General features: G+C 64.3%; 10 protein-coding genes. 6 read left to right on the plus strand and 4 right to left on the minus strand.

Annotation, left to right across the window (positions count from 1 at the left end; genetic code table 11):
- Window positions 1–110: 110 nt before the first annotated feature.
- From HG549_RS08210 to HG549_RS08225, 4 genes are all read left to right on the plus strand, one after another.
- Window positions 111–1,190, plus strand: coding sequence for a 4-oxalomesaconate tautomerase (locus HG549_RS08210; RefSeq protein ID WP_170029033.1), 1,080 nt, complete (start codon window positions 111–113; stop codon window positions 1,188–1,190).
- A 72-nt stretch (window positions 1,191–1,262) separates the two neighbouring features.
- Complete coding sequence (locus HG549_RS08215) at window positions 1,263–2,570, plus strand: dicarboxylate/amino acid:cation symporter (protein WP_170029034.1); 1,308 nt, start codon at window positions 1,263–1,265, stop codon at window positions 2,568–2,570.
- Window positions 2,571–2,688: 118 nt separating this feature from the next.
- Entirely contained in the window at window positions 2,689–3,993 is a 1,305-nt protein-coding gene (locus HG549_RS08220) for a CitMHS family transporter (RefSeq protein ID WP_170029035.1), read from the plus strand.
- Window positions 3,994–4,058: 65 nt separating this feature from the next.
- Window positions 4,059–5,312: an OprD family porin gene (locus HG549_RS08225; protein WP_170029036.1), complete on the plus strand. Its 1,254-nt coding sequence runs from the start codon at window positions 4,059–4,061 to the stop codon at window positions 5,310–5,312.
- Window positions 5,313–5,494: 182 nt separating this feature from the next.
- Here HG549_RS08225 and soxR read toward each other — a convergent pair whose 3' ends face one another.
- The 3 genes from soxR to lysA form a co-directional block, all read right to left on the minus strand.
- Window positions 5,495–5,950 carry a redox-sensitive transcriptional activator SoxR gene (gene soxR, locus HG549_RS08230; RefSeq protein WP_170029037.1) on the minus strand — a complete coding sequence of 152 codons (456 nt, stop codon included), beginning with the start codon at window positions 5,948–5,950 and terminating at the stop codon, window positions 5,495–5,497.
- A gap of 68 nt (window positions 5,951–6,018) precedes the next feature.
- Window positions 6,019–6,756, minus strand: a complete 738-nt coding sequence (locus tag HG549_RS08235; protein WP_170029038.1) for a GntR family transcriptional regulator — start codon at window positions 6,754–6,756, stop codon at window positions 6,019–6,021.
- 73 nt (window positions 6,757–6,829) lie between these two features.
- Complete coding sequence (gene lysA / locus HG549_RS08240) at window positions 6,830–8,053, minus strand: diaminopimelate decarboxylase (protein ID WP_170029039.1); 1,224 nt, start codon at window positions 8,051–8,053, stop codon at window positions 6,830–6,832.
- 122 nt (window positions 8,054–8,175) lie between these two features.
- On the opposite strand from lysA, the gene HG549_RS08245 reads away from it, so the two are divergent.
- The gene (locus HG549_RS08245) at window positions 8,176–9,081 is read left to right on the plus strand and encodes a LysR family transcriptional regulator (protein WP_170029040.1); all 906 of its coding nucleotides are present in this window, start codon (window positions 8,176–8,178) and stop codon (window positions 9,079–9,081) included.
- Window positions 9,082–9,234: 153 nt separating this feature from the next.
- Here HG549_RS08245 and HG549_RS08250 read toward each other — a convergent pair whose 3' ends face one another.
- Window positions 9,235–9,588 carry a hypothetical protein gene (locus HG549_RS08250; protein ID WP_170029041.1) on the minus strand — a complete coding sequence of 118 codons (354 nt, stop codon included), beginning with the start codon at window positions 9,586–9,588 and terminating at the stop codon, window positions 9,235–9,237.
- Between the two features lie 274 nt (window positions 9,589–9,862).
- On the opposite strand from HG549_RS08250, the gene HG549_RS08255 reads away from it, so the two are divergent.
- On the plus strand, window positions 9,863–14,728 hold the full coding sequence (locus HG549_RS08255; RefSeq protein ID WP_170029042.1) for an NAD-glutamate dehydrogenase: 4,866 nt from the start codon (window positions 9,863–9,865) through the stop codon (window positions 14,726–14,728).
- The last annotated feature ends 132 nt before the right edge of the window (window positions 14,729–14,860 follow it).

Genomic DNA, 14,860 nt, shown 5'->3' on the forward strand with positions numbered 1-14,860 from the left:
GTGAAAAGCAATAATGGCTACGATATTTGCATTGGATTGATTTATCCATCCCTGTCACTCTTTTGCTCACAGCATCAATGATGTCCATTGATCAACAAGAGTGCGAAATCATGCAACGAATTCCTTGCGTACTCATGCGCGGTGGCACCTCCAAGGGGCCGTTCTTCCACGCCTGGGACTTGCCTGCCAATGTGGTCGAGCGCGACGAATTGCTGATCAACCTGATGGGCTCCGGCCACGAGCTGGAAATCGACGGCATCGGTGGCGGCAGCCCGCAGACCAGCAAGGTCGCCATCATCAGCCCGTCGTTGCATGCCGACGCCGACGTCGACTACCTGTTCGTCCAGGTCATGGTCGCCCAACGCCGGGTCGACACAGCCCCGAACTGCGGCAACATGCTGTGCGCCGTGGGCCCGTTCGCCATCGAGCAAGGCCTGGTCAAGGGCCAGGACGGCAAGACGTTGGTGCGTATTCGCAACCTCAACACTGGCACCTTCGTCAATTCGCTGGTGGAAACCCCCGGCGGTATCGTGCGCTACGAAGGCCGTACGGCGATCGACGGCGTACCGGGCACTGCCGCCCCGGTGCACCTGACCTTCCTCGATGCGGTCGGCAGCAAGACCGGCAAGCTGTTCCCCACCGGCCAGGCCAAGGATGTGATCGATGGTGTGCCGGTCACCTGCATCGACATGGCCATGCCAATGATGGTGGTGCAGGCCAGCGAACTGGGGGTCAGCGGCGCGGAAACCCCGGCTGAACTCGACGCCAACGGCGCGCTGCTCGCTCGCCTCGAGGCGTTGCGCCTGAAGGCCGGCAAGGCCATGGGCCTGGGTGATGTCAGTGGCATGGTCATTCCCAAGCCGGTGCTGGTGTCCAAACCGCGCTACGACGGCACCGTGCAGGTTCGCTACTTCATGCCGCACAACTGCCATCGCGCCCTGGCCATCACCGGCGCGGTAGGGCTGGCGACTGCCTGCGTCAGCCCCGGTACGGTGATCGGCGACCTGCTGGGCGAGGGTGCCGAGCAACTCACCGAGGTGCGCCTGGAACACCCGAGCGGCGGCATCGATGTCGCGCTGTCGCGCAGCGGTGCCGATGGCAAGACGATCCAGGCCTCGGTGGTGCGAACCGCCCGGCGGCTCTTCTCAGGGTTCGTCTACGCCCCTACATTCCGCAGGTTGGCGGGGTAAGACCAGGCGTTATCCAGACCTGCACAATCGCAACCAGCGCATCCGCACAATTTCAACAATGGGTGATGCCACATGAAACTCGCCAAATCGCTGTACTTCCAGATCCTCTGCGCCGTCCTGCTGGGCGTGGTGGTCGGCCATTTCTGGGCGCAACAGGCAGTGGCCCTGAAGCCGCTGGGTGATGCGTTCATCAAGCTGATCAAGATGATGATCGCCCCGGTGGTGTTCTGCACCATCGTCACCGGCATCGCCGGCATGACCGACAAGCGCTCCCTGGGGCGCCTGATGAGCAAGACCCTGCTGCTGTTCCTGGGCCTGACCGTGGTCAGCCTGGTGATCGGCCTGGCGGCGGTGTACCTGTTCAAGCCCGGCGTCGGCATGAACATCGACCCGGCCACCCTGAGCACCGCAGGCCTGAGCCAGTACACCGCGTCGGCGGCCAAGCTGAGCGTGGTGGACTTCTTCATGCACATCATCCCGGACACCTTCATCGGTGCCTTCAATAAGGGTGAAGTGCTGCCGGTGCTGTTCATTGCCGTGCTCAGCGGTTTCGCCCTGTCGTCGATGGGCGAGAAGGGCAAGCCGGTACTGGATGTGCTGGAGTCGGCCTCGACCATGGTGTTCCGTATCTTCGGCTACCTGATGCGGTTTGCCCCGATCGGTGCCTTTGGTGCGCTGGCGTTCACCGTCGGCCAGTACGGCATCACCTCGCTCGGCTCGCTGGCCAAGCTGGTGGGCACGCTGTACATCGCCTGCGCGTTCTTCGTGCTGGTCGTGCTGGGCGGCATCTGCCGTGCCCATGGCTTCAGCCTGTGGAAGCTGCTGCGCTACTTCCGCGAAGAATTCCTGGTGGTGCTGGGCACGTCCTCGACCGAGCCGGTGCTGCCACGCATGCTCGAGAAACTCGAGAAGCTGGGCTGCAAGAAGGGCGTGGTCGGCCTGGTATTGCCCACTGGCTACTCGTTCAACCTGGACGGTACCGCCATCTACCTGTCGCTGGCCGCAGTGTTCATCGCCCAGGCCTGCAACATCGACCTGAGCCTGGGCCAGGTGGTCACCATGCTGGCGATCATGCTGCTGTCGTCCAAGGGCGCCGCAGGCGTGACCGGCAGCGGCTTCGTGGCGCTGGCTTCGACCCTGACCGTGATCCACGATATCCCCCTCGCCGGCCTGGCCCTGCTGATCGGCATCGACCGCTTCATGTCGGAAGCCCGTGCCCTGACCAGCCTTGCCAGCAACGCAGTGGCAACGGTGGTGGTGTCACTGTCGGAAAACGCCTGCGACCGCCAGACCCTGCTCAGCCGCCTGAACGGCGAACCGCTGCCCGGCCCGGTTGTGCAAACACCTGAATGGACTGCCGAGCCGCGTCGTCACGGCTGAACTGCGGTGCCCTGAACCCTTGTCGACCAATCCCCCCACCCGCTTTTGCCGGGTGGGGTAGGGGGCCGTCTGCGCTGCGCTCGGCCACACTGGAAAAATAACAACAAGAGAACAAACCATGCTCGCACTTCTGGGCCTGATCATGGTGGTGACCTTCACCTACCTGATCATGAGTAAACGCCTGTCTCCGATCGTTGCACTGACCGTCGTGCCGATCGTCTTCGCCCTGATCGGCGGCTTTGCCCCCGAGCTGGGCAAGATGATGCTCGACGGGCTGAAAATGGTTGCACCGTCTGCTGCATTGCTGCTGTTCGCCATCCTGTTTTTCGGCCTGATGATCGACGCCGGGCTGTTCGACCCGCTGATCCGCAAGATCCTCAAGCGGGTGAACGGCGACCCGGTCAAGATCGCCATCGGCACCGCACTGCTGTCGCTGCTGGTGGCGCTGGACGGTGATGGCACCACCACCTACATGATCACCTGTGCCGCCATGCTGCCGCTGTACAAGCGCATTGGCATGAACCCGATGATCCTGGCCACCGTGTCGATGTTGTCGCTGAGCATCATGAGCGGCATGAGCCCCTGGGGCGGCCCGGCCACGCGTGCCATTGCCGCGCTGGGGCTGGATGCCAGCGAATACTTCATCCCGATGTTGCCCACCGTGATTGGTGGCGCCGCGTGGGTGGTGTTCACCGCCTTCCTGCTGGGCCGCGCCGAACGCCGGCGTATCGGCAACATCGCGCTGGAGTCCGGTGGTGGCAACTGCTACATCAAGGAAATCCTCGGCGATAGCCCGCACAAGCGCCCGCGCCTTGCCTATGTGAACCTGGTGCTGGTGATTGCCGTGATGACCGCGCTGGTGCTGGGGCTGATGCACGCCGCCATCCTGTTCATGATCGGTTTCGTCGCCGCGCTGATGATCAACTACCCGCAGCTGGAGCTGCAGAAGGAACGTATCCTCGCTCACTCGGGCAATGCGATGACCGTGGTGCTGCTGGTGTTCGCCGCGGGCATCTTCGCCGGTATTTTCTCTGGCACCAAGATGGTCGATGCGCTGGCGCAAACCCTGGTGGACTGGATCCCTGAAGCCTGGAGCCACTGGTTCCCGCTGGTGGTGGCGCTGACCAGCATGCCGCTGACCTTCGTGCTGTCCAACGACGCCTACTACTTCGGCGTAGTGCCGATCCTGGCCAATGCCGCGGCGGCCTATGGCATCGACCCGGTGGAAATCGCCCGCGCCTCGGTGCTGGGCCAGCCGGTGCACCTGATGAGCCCACTGGTGGCGTCGACCCTGCTACTGGTGGGCATGGTCGACCGGGATATCGGCGACTTCCAGAAAGCCACGGTGAAATGGGCGGTGCTCACCTCGCTGGTGATCACCGCACTGGCATTGCTCACCGGGGCCTTGTCCTTCTTCGTCTAAGCGTTACCGGGCGCTGCCAGGCGCCCGCCACTACTCATTCTGAAAACAACAACAGAGTACCGATCATGTCCCGAGCTGTGTTCCGTGGGGCCACCTGTGGCCTGCTGTGCGGCTGGCTGCCTGTTGCCGGCGCCGCTGGTTTCGTCGATGACAGCAAGCTCAAGCTGCAATTGCGCAATGTCTATTTCAACGAGAATTTCCGTGACGAGCAGGGCATGAGCGCGCGCGCCGCGGCCAATGCCAAGAGCGAGCGGGTAGAGTGGGCGCAGGGCTTTTTGCTCGACTACCAGTCGGGCTTTACCAACGGCACCCTGGGCGTGGGGCTGGATGCCCTTGGCCTGTGGGGCGTACGCCTCGATTCCGGTCGTGGGCGCAGTGGCACCGGGCTGCTGCCGGTACACGACGACGGCCGTGCTGCGGACGAGTTCGCCAGCGCCGGGGTGACGGCCAAGGCGCGCCTGGGCCAGACCGTGGTCAAGCACGGCACCTTGCTGCCGAAGATGCCGCTGCTGGTATACAACGATGCGCGGCTGTTGCCGCAGACCTACCAGGGCACGCAGCTCAGCAGCACCGACATTGACGGGTTGGCCTTGACGGCTGGCCACCTGGACCGCTTCAAGCAGCGTGACTCTTCCGACAGCACCGGCCTTTACCTGGATGGCTATGGCGGCGACAGGTCGGGTGACTTCAACTTTGCCGGTGCCGATTATGCGGTTAACAAGCAGCTGCGCCTGAGCTACTACCACGGCCAGCTCGAACATTTCTATCGCCAGGATTTCGCCGGGTTGGTCCACGACCTGCCGTTGGCCGGTGGGGTGCTGACTACCGACCTGCGCTATTTCAAGAGCCGCGACAGCGGGGCGGCCTATGGCGGCGCCATCGACAACGACATGTTCAGCGGGCAACTGGCCTATGCCCATTCCGGCCATACCATTGGTGCGGGCTACCAGGTGCTCGATGGCGACGCGGGGTTGCCGTATATCAGTGGTGCGACGGTGTATTCGTTCAGCAACGTCGGTATCGGCAAGTTCATCGAGGAAGAGGAGAAGACCTGGATGGCCAGCTACGCCTACAACTTTGCCGCCGCTGGTGTGCCTGGGCTGACCTTCATGACGCGCTACCTGAGTGGCGACAATGGCCGCTCCGGTAGCGAGGGGATCAAGGAGTGGGAGCGTGACGCCGAGCTTGCCTATGTAGTGCAGGCCGGGCCGTTGAAAGGCCTGGGGGTGAAGTTGCGCAATTATGTCTACCGTTCGGATTTTGCTCGGGGGCGCGACAGTAATCGCCTTTATCTGACCTACGATATCGCCATCTGGTAAGGGGGCCGGGCTTCGGCCGCGAACCGCGTCGCCTGCATCGCGGATGAATCCGCTCCTACAAGGTGAACGGCTTCAGGTTGAGGCTGCACCTGGTAGGAGCGGATTTATCCGCGATCACCGGCACAGCCGGTGCCATCCACCGCGCTGCCTGTTTCAGGGCGCGCCTTGTGGGGGCGCATGCCTTATCGGGCCTTGCGCTCCAGGATCCGCCCACCGGTGCCTTGCTTGCCCAACACATCCTCAGGGTTGCGCAGCGGGCACTCCTCCAGCGACAGGCAGCCGCAACCAATGCAATTGTCCAGGCTGTCGCGCAACGCCTCCAGCGTACGGATGCGCGCATTCAGGTCTTCGCGCCAGGCGGTGGACATTTCCCCCCATTGCGCCGCCGTCAGCTTGCTGTTCGGCGGATAGCGGCTGAACGCCTGCCTGATTTCTTCCAAGGGAATGCCGGTGCGCTGCGCCACCTTGATGATCGCCAATGTTCGCAGCACCAGCGCGGGATAGCGGCGCTGGTTGCCTGCCGTTCGGGTGCTGGCAATCAACCCCTTGGTTTCGTAGAAATGCAGCGCAGACACGGCCACGCCGCTGCGCCTGGCCACTTCCCCTACCGTTAGCATTCGTGTGCTTTCTACTGCCATGCCTGTTGGCCTCGACTTAACCTGCAGAAACTGGTGCGTATTGCTTCGAGAGCACCGCGATGATGGGTTCAACCCGCTGGACGATCCCGACGCAGTTGGGTCACCAGGGTAAAGCGGTCGCCCGGATGCACGGTCTCGGATACCGCCATCAGGTCGCCGTTTTCCTCACGGTAGTGGCGGATGATCCGCAGCCCAGGTGAACCCGCCTCGGCCTTCAGCGCCTGGGCGATCGGCGCAGTCAGCAAGACTCCCCGCACCTGCTGCTCGACCAGCGCGATGGCCCGGCCGTAGCGTTGCTCGATCAGTCCTGCAATCACTTGGTCGGGGTGTTCGCGGGCCAGTTCGATGACCTCGGCGTAGTCCCGCGGGAGGTAAACCTCGCTCCAGCACTGCGGCAAGCTATCGTGCACGCGGTCGACACGGATGCTCGACACGCAGAGATAGTGCTCACCCGGTACCAGACCCAACCGCTCGGCCTCGCTCAGGTCGGCGACGAATTGGCGCACGTCCTGTATTTGCCGCTGCTGGTTTTGCCCGAGTTGCACCAGCTCCGCCACGCTGGCCAGTGCCTGGCAAAAGCCGCCACGCGGGCGGCTGGCCTCGACCCGGGTGCCCACGCGCTTGCGGCGCGACACCAGCCCCTGGTCGAGCAATTGGTCGATGGCCGCGCGCACCGTATGCCGGCTGACATCGTACAGGTCGCACAGTTCGAGCTCGGTGGGCAGCAGGCTGCCCACCGGGTAACGGCCGCTGGTGATGCCTTGCATCAGGTCCTTTGCCACACGGGCATAGCGCGTCGGGTTCATGCCTTGCCCTGTCGGCAAAATGAAAGAGGGGCAGTTTAACAGAGCCCCCCGACGCTGCAGGTTACGCTGCCTGTCACTCCAGGTTCAGCAAGTCCTGCACGGTCTGCCGGCGGCGGATCATCCGCAACGCGCCTTCCTCGATGAGCAATTCCGGCAACAGTGGCCGGCTGTTGTAGTTCGACGACATCGATGCCCCGTAAGCGCCGGCGTCGTGGATCACCAGCAGGTCGCCCACCTGTGCCTGGGGCAGGTCGTGCGGGGTCAGTTCCTGGTCATCCTGGGTAAACACGTCACCCGACTCGCACAGCGGCCCGGCGACCACGGTTGGCTGGCGTGGGCGGTCCACCGGCTGGCCATTGGCGTCGAGCAGGGTCATGCGGTGGTAGGCGCCATACATGGCCGGGCGCATCAGGTCGTTGAAGCCGGCGTCGATCATGACGAAGGTATTGCGGCCGGCCTGCTTCACGGCCCGTACTTCGGCCACCAGGTAGCCCGATTCCGCCACCAGGAAGCGCCCGGGCTCGATCTCCATGCGTACCGGATGGCCCAGCATGGCTTCGATTTCCTGGCGCGCCACGGCCCAGGTGCGGGCGTAGCGCTGCAGGTCGACCGGCGTGTCGCTGCTGCGATACGGGGTGGAAAGCCCGCCGCCGATGGAGAACGCTTCGATGTCCACGCCCAGCCGGCCAACCAGCTCGATCATCGCCCTGGCCACCTGCTCCAGGTGCTGGTAGTCCACCCCGGAGCCGATGTGCATGTGCACACCCACCAGGTGCAGGCCGTGAGCCTTGACGCAGGCCAGCGCCTCGTCCAGCTGCTCGTGCCAGATGCCGTGCTTGCTGTTCTCGCCACCCGTGTTGGTCTTGCGGCTGTGGCCATGGCCGAAACCGGGGTTGATGCGCAGCCACACGCGGTGGCCGGGGGAGCGTTCCCCCAGCTGGCGCAGCATGTCGATGGAGCCGGCGTTGACCTCGATCTTCGACGCCACCACCCGCTCCAGGGTCGGCCGGTCCAGCGCATCGCAGGTCAGGACCACGCCGGCGGGGTCGCCATCCACGCTCGCACCGGCAGCGAAGGCCCGCTCCATCTCGCCCAGCGATACCGCGTCCAGTACCAGGCCGTGGGCGCGCATCAGCCGCAGCACGTGCAGGTTGGGGTTGGCCTTCTGCGCGAAGCGCACGGTGTCGAACACTTTCAGTTGTTCGACCCGTGCGGCGATGGTGCTGGCGTCGTAGGCCCACAGCGGCGTGCCGTGCTGGCGGGCCGCCTCGGCCAGGAGGGGGAAGGGTGCGGTCATGGTGGCGCTACTCATATAAGGAAGGGTTCGAGGATGAGCCAAAGTGGAAATTCAGAAAAATAGCTATTTTTCTGTTGGTCATTCATATCTGATATACCCTCCGCCACTTTCCTGGGACTGCCGTGAAACTCTCTGTTCGTCATATCGAAGTGTTCCGCGCCATCATGGCCGCTGGCAGTGTCACCGGTGCAGCGCGCCTGCTGTTCACCTCGCAGCCCACCGTCAGCCGTGAACTGGCGCGGTTGGAGCAGGTGACTGGGCTGAACCTGTTCGAGCGCGAGGCTGGGCGCCTGGTGGCCACGGCCCAGGCGTTGCTGTTGATCGAGGAGGTGGAGCGCGCCTACCTCGGGCTGGAGCGGATCGAGCGCTTTGCCCAGGCCATTCGCAATTTCGAGCAAGGCCGGCTGGCCATCACGTGCTTGCCGCTGTTTTCCCAGACCTTGTTGCCCAAGGCGTGCCAGCGCTTTCATCAGCAGCACCGGGGCGTGAGCGTGAGCATCCTGGCGCAGGAGTCACCGTTGCTGGAGGAGTCGCTGGTCGCCCAGCAGCATGACCTGGGCCTGACCGAGGTCGAGCAGATACCACGCGGCGCCTACGGCGAATTGTTGTTCAGCGCCAACATGGTCTGCGTGCTGCCCGAGGGGCACCCGCTGCAGGCCAAGACCGAGCTGGAGCTGAGCGATTTCCACGAGGTCGACTTCATCAACCTGGCCAGCCTGGATACCTACCGGCAGCGCCTGGACCAGCACTTCCGGGCGGCGGGGGTCAACCGCCGCACGGTCATCGAGACCACCAGTGCCGCCTCGGTGTGCGCCATGGTCAGGCAAGGCCTCGGGGTGGCGATCATCAACCCGCTGAGCGGGCTGGAGGCGGCGCAGGGTGGCTTGCCGATCCGCCGGTTGCGGGTTTCGGTGCCGTACCAGGTGATGTTGATACGCCCGGACCACCGGCCAGCGTCGGCGGCGGTGGAGCCGTTCTGTGAGGCGTTGCGGGTGCAGGCGCAGGAAATGCAGGCGGCCTTGATGTAGCGCCCGCCGAGCCTGTGCGGCGCCTGCTTCGCGGCTAAAGCCGCTCCCACAGGGATCGCGCAGGTTCGGGCCTCACGCGGTCGCTGTGGGAGCGGCTTTAGCCGCGAACACCGGCAAAGCCGGTGCCATCCACCACGGTGCCTGCCTGGTGGCTCAAAGCTCGCAGACCAAGGTGCCGGTCCCGGCCAGGATGTTCTCCAGGGTCTGCTTCACCTCATCCAGGTCGCTCAGCTCGCTGGTCAGGTTGATCTCCAGCGTTTCATCCCCCTTCAGCGCATCGCGGTCGCCGGCCGCCACTTCGATCAGCAGGCGCTTGGCGCTCAAGGTCACTTTCAACCCATCCAGCGTCGACGGTTCGTCGTCCAGGGTCAGGTCGACGGTGTCTTCGTCCGGGTAGCGGGTCAGCAGGAACATCTGGCCCTTGTCGCTGTGACAGCACAGGGTCGCCATGTTGTCTTCCTCGTCATCGCAAGGGGTGGCGAACAGCAGGGCAGTATTGATTTGCATGGACAAGGCTCGGATCAAGGGAAACGGAAGGGAATTCTGACAGTCTTGTCAGCAGGCATAAACGTAAAGTTACCGCCCCTTGACCGAAATTGTCGCAGCGCTGCAAGCCTGAATGACCGATCAGTCGGTAAGCTTCGGCGAGCCCTGGGCGTGCCTGCGCACGTTCAACGCCTGGTTTTACCGTCCGCCTTGCCACGGGTTGGCTATCGTTGATCCGTACATGGCGCACGCAGCGACGCTTCAACTATTACAAAGCCCAAGCGGAGTACCACAGATGGCGTTCTTCACCGCAGCCAGCAAAGCCGACTTCCAGCATCAACTGCAAGCGGCCCTGGCGCAGCACATCAGCGAACAGTCCCTGCCACAAGTGGCGCTGTTCGCCGAGCAGTTCTTCGGCATCATCTCTCTGGACGAACTCACCCAGCGCAGGCTTTCCGACCTGGCCGGCTGCACCCTTTCAGCCTGGCGTATCATCGAACGTTTCGACCCCGAGTACCCGCAGGTGCGGGTGTACAACCCCGATTACGAACGCAATGGCTGGCAGTCGACCCACTCGGTGGTCGAGGTGCTGCACCACGACCTGCCGTTCCTGGTCGACTCGGTGCGTACCGAACTCAACCGCCGTGGCTACAGCATCCACACCCTGCAGACCACCGTGCTCAGCGTGCGCCGTGGCGCCAAGGGCGAATTGCTCGAACTGCTGCCCAAGGGTACCCAGGGCGAGGGCGTGCGCCATGAATCGCTGATGTACCTGGAAATCGACCGTTGCGCCAATGCCGCCGAGCTGACCGTGCTGGCCCGCGAGATCGAGCAGGTGCTGGCCGAGGTGCGCGTGGTGGTGGCCGACTTCGAACCGATGAAGGCCAAGCTGCGCCAGGTGGTGGCGGAGGTGGAACAGACCGCCTTTGCCCCGGCGCAGCACGAGAAGGCCGAGGTCAAGGCGTTCCTCGAGTGGCTGCTGGACAACCACTTCACCTTCCTCGGCTATGAAGAATTTACCGTCCAGGGTGGCGCCGATGGCGGCCAGATGGTCTACGACGAGCAGTCGTTCCTCGGCCTGCCGCGCCGCCTGCGCGTGGGCCTGACCAGCGACGAGCTGCGCATCGAAGACTACGCCGTGGCCTACCTCAACGAGCCACTGCTGCTGTCGTTCGCCAAGGCCGCGCTGCCCAGCCGCGTACACCGCCCGGCCTACCCGGACTACGTGTCGATCCGCCAGCTGGACGCCGACGGCAAGGTCATCAAGGAACACCGCTTCATGGGCCTGTACACCTCGTCGGTGTATGGCGAAAGCGTGCATGCCATCCCCTATATCCGGGTCAAGGTCAACGAAGTCGAGCGCCGCTCGGGCTTCGATCCCAAGGCGCACCTGGGCAAGGAACTGGCCCAGGTGCTGGAAGTGCTGCCGCGTGACGACCTGTTCCAGACACCGGTCGACGAGCTGTTCAGCACCGTCATGTCGATCGTGCAGATCCAGGAGCGCAACAAGATCCGCGTGTTCCTGCGCAAGGACCCGTACGGTCGCTTCTGCTACTGCCTGGCCTATGTCCCGCGGGAAATCTACTCCACCGAAGTGCGACAGAAGATCCAGCAGGTCCTGATGGAGCGCCTGAAGGCCAGCGACTGCGAGTTCTGGACCTTCTTCTCCGAGTCGGTGCTGGCACGCGTGCAGCTGATCCTGCGGGTAGACCCGAAGAATCGCATCGACATCGACCCGCAGCAGCTGGAGCGCGAAGTGATCCAGGCCTGCCGCTCCTGGCACGACGACTACTCCGCGCTGGTGATCGAGAACTTCGGCGAAGCCCAGGGCACCAACATTCTCGCCGACTTCCCCAAAGGTTTCCCGGCCGGCTACCGCGAGCGCTTTGCCGCGCACTCGGCGGTGGTCGACCTGCAGCACGTGCTGAACCTGTCGGAAAGCAAGCCCCTGGCGATGAGCTTCTACCAGCCGCTGACCCAGGTCGGCGAGCGCATCCTGCATTGCAAGCTGTACCACGCCGATACACCGCTGGCGTTGTCCGATGTGCTGCCGATCCTGGAGAACCTCGGCCTGCGCGTGCTCGGCGAGTTCCCCTACCGGCTGCGCCATGCCAGCGGCCGTGAGTACTGGATCCACGACTTCGCCTTTACCTACAGCGAAGGCCTGAGCCTGGATATCCAACAGCTCAACGACATCCTCCAGGACGCCTTCATCCATATCGTCCGTGGCGATGCCGAGAACGACGCCTTCAACCGCCTGGTGCTGACCGCCGGCCTGCCATGGCGTGACGTGGCGCTGCTGCGCGCCTACGCCCGCTACCTGAAGCAGATCCGCCTGGGCTTCGACCTGGGCTATATCGCCAGCACCCTGAACAACCACACCGACATCGCCCGCGAGCTGACCCGGTTGTTCAAGACCCGCTTCTACCTGGCGCGCAAGCTCACCCAGGAAGACCTGGACGACAAGCAGCAGCGCCTGGAGCAGGCCATCCTGACCGCGCTGGACGATGTGCAGGTGCTCAACGAAGACCGCATCCTGCGCCGCTACCTGGACCTGATCAAGGCCACCCTGCGCACCAACTTCTACCAGCCGGATGCCAACGGCCAGAACAAGTCGTACTTCAGCTTCAAGTTCAACCCCAAGCTGATCCCCGAGCTGCCCAAGCCGGTGCCCAAGTTCGAGATCTTCGTCTACTCGCCACGGGTCGAGGGCGTGCACCTGCGCTTTGGCAACGTGGCCCGCGGCGGCCTGCGCTGGTCGGACCGCGAGGAAGACTTCCGCACCGAGGTGCTGGGCCTGGTGAAAGCCCAGCAGGTGAAGAACTCGGTGATCGTGCCGGTCGGTGCCAAGGGCGGCTTCCTGCCGCGCCGCCTGCCGCTGGGTGGCAGCCGCGACGAGATCGCTGCCGAAGGCGTGGCGTGCTACCGCATCTTCATTTCCGGCCTGCTCGACATCACCGACAACCTCAAGGACGGTGGCGTGGTGCCGCCGGCCAACGTGGTGCGCCACGATGATGACGACCCGTACCTGGTGGTGGCGGCCGACAAGGGCACCGCGACTTTCTCCGACATCGCCAACGGCATTGCCATCGACTACGGCTTCTGGCTGGGTGACGCCTTCGCCTCGGGCGGTTCGGCCGGTTACGACCACAAGAAGATGGGCATTACCGCACGCGGCGCCTGGGTCGGCGTGCAGCGCCACTTCCGCGAGCGCGGCATCAATGTGCAGGAAGACCCGATCACCGTGATCGGCATCGGCGACATGGCTGGTGACGTGTTCGGCAACGGCCTGCTGATGTCCGACAAGCTGCAGCTGGTGGCTGCCTTCAACCACCTGCACATCTTCATCGACCCGAACCCGGAGCCGGCCTCCAGCTTTGCCGAGCGCAAGCGCCTGTTCGACCTGCCGCGGTCGGCCTGGAGCGACTACGACACCAGCATCATGTCCGAAGGCGGCGGGATCTTCCCGCGCAGTGCCAAGAGCATCGCCATCAGCCCGCAGATGAAAGAGCGCTTCGCCATCGAAGCCGACCGCCTGACCCCGACCGAGCTGCTCAATGCACTGCTCAAGGCGCCGGTGGACTTGCTGTGGAACGGCGGCATCGGTACCTACGTCAAGGCCAGCACGGAAAGCCACGCCGATGTCGGCGACAAGGCCAACGATGCGCTGCGGGTCAACGGCAACGAACTGCGCTGCAAGGTGGTGGGCGAGGGCGGCAACCTGGGCATGACCCAGCTCGGCCGGGTCGAGTTCGGCCTCAACGGCGGTGCCACCAACACCGACTTCATCGACAACGCCGGCGGCGTGGACTGCTCCGACCACGAGGTCAACATCAAGATCCTGCTCAATGAAGTGGTGCAGGGTGGCGACATGACCGAGAAGCAGCGCAACCAGCTGCTGGGCAGCATGACCGACGAAGTGGCCGGCCTGGTGCTGGGCAACAACTACAAGCAGACCCAGGCGCTGTCGCTGGCAGCCCGCCGCGCCCGCGAGCGGATTGCCGAATACAAGCGCCTGATGGCAGACCTCGAAGCCCGTGGCAAGCTGGACCGCGCCATCGAGTTCCTGCCGTCCGAAGAGCAGCTGGCCGAACGCTTGGCCGCTGGCCAGGGCCTGACCCGCGCCGAGTTGTCGGTATTGATCTCGTACAGCAAGATCGACCTCAAGGAGCAACTGCTCAAGTCGCTGGTGCCGGACGACGACTACCTGACCCGCGACATGGAAACCGCCTTCCCGCCGTCGCTGGTCAGCAAGTTCGCCGAGTCCATGCGCCGCCACCGCCTGAAGCGCGAGATCGTCAGCACCCAGATCGCCAACGACCTGGTCAACAACATGGGCATCACCTTCGTCCAGCGCCTGAAGGAGTCGACCGGCATGAGCCCGGCCAACGTGGCCGGTGCCTATGTGATCGTGCGCGACATCTTCCACTTGCCGCACTGGTTCCGCCAGATCGAGGCGCTCGACTACCAGGTGCCGGCGGAAGTCCAGCTGACCCTGATGGACGAGCTGATGCGCCTGGGCCGCCGGGCTACCCGCTGGTTCCTGCGCAGCCGCCGCAACGAGCAGGACGCCGGGCGCGACGCCGCGCACTTCGGGCCGAAGATCGCGCAGCTGGGGCTCAAGCTCGACGAGCTGCTCGAAGGGCCGACCCGCGAGCGCTGGATGGTGCGTTACCAGGGCTTCGTCGAGGCTGGGGTGCCGGAGCTGCTGGCGCGCATGGTGGCCGGTACCAGCCACCTGTACACCCTGCTGCCGATCATCGAGGCGGCTGACGTTACCGGGCATGACCCGGCGCAGGTGGCCAAGGCGTTCTTCGCCGTGGGCAGCGCGCTGGACCTGACCTGGTACCTGCAGGAGATCAGCAACCTGCCGGTGGAGAACAACTGGCAGGCGCTGGCCCGCGAAGCCTTCCGCGACGACATCGACCTGCAGCAGCGGGCGATCACCATCTCGGTACTGCAGATGGCCGACGGGCCGGAAGACATGGACGCCCGTGTGGCGCTGTGGGCCGAGCAGCACCGGGTGATGGTGGAGCGCTGGCGCGCCATGCTCGACGACCTGCGCAACGCCACCGGTACCGACTATGCGATGTACGCGGTGGCCAACCGCGAGCTGGTCGACCTGGCCATGAGCGGGCAGGCGACGGTGGTGCCGTCCTGAGTCTGGTAGTGCGTTAAAACAAAGCCCCGGCAGCGATGTCGGGGCTTTTCATAGGTGCCTGGCGCGGATTTTGTGGGGTGCGCAAATCGAGCGCCGCCCGCGCGGCGCATCGCGGATAAATCCGCTCCTACA

Source organism: Pseudomonas sp. SK (assembly GCF_012975065.1).
GTDB lineage: Bacteria > Pseudomonadota > Gammaproteobacteria > Pseudomonadales > Pseudomonadaceae > Aquipseudomonas > Aquipseudomonas anuradhapurensis.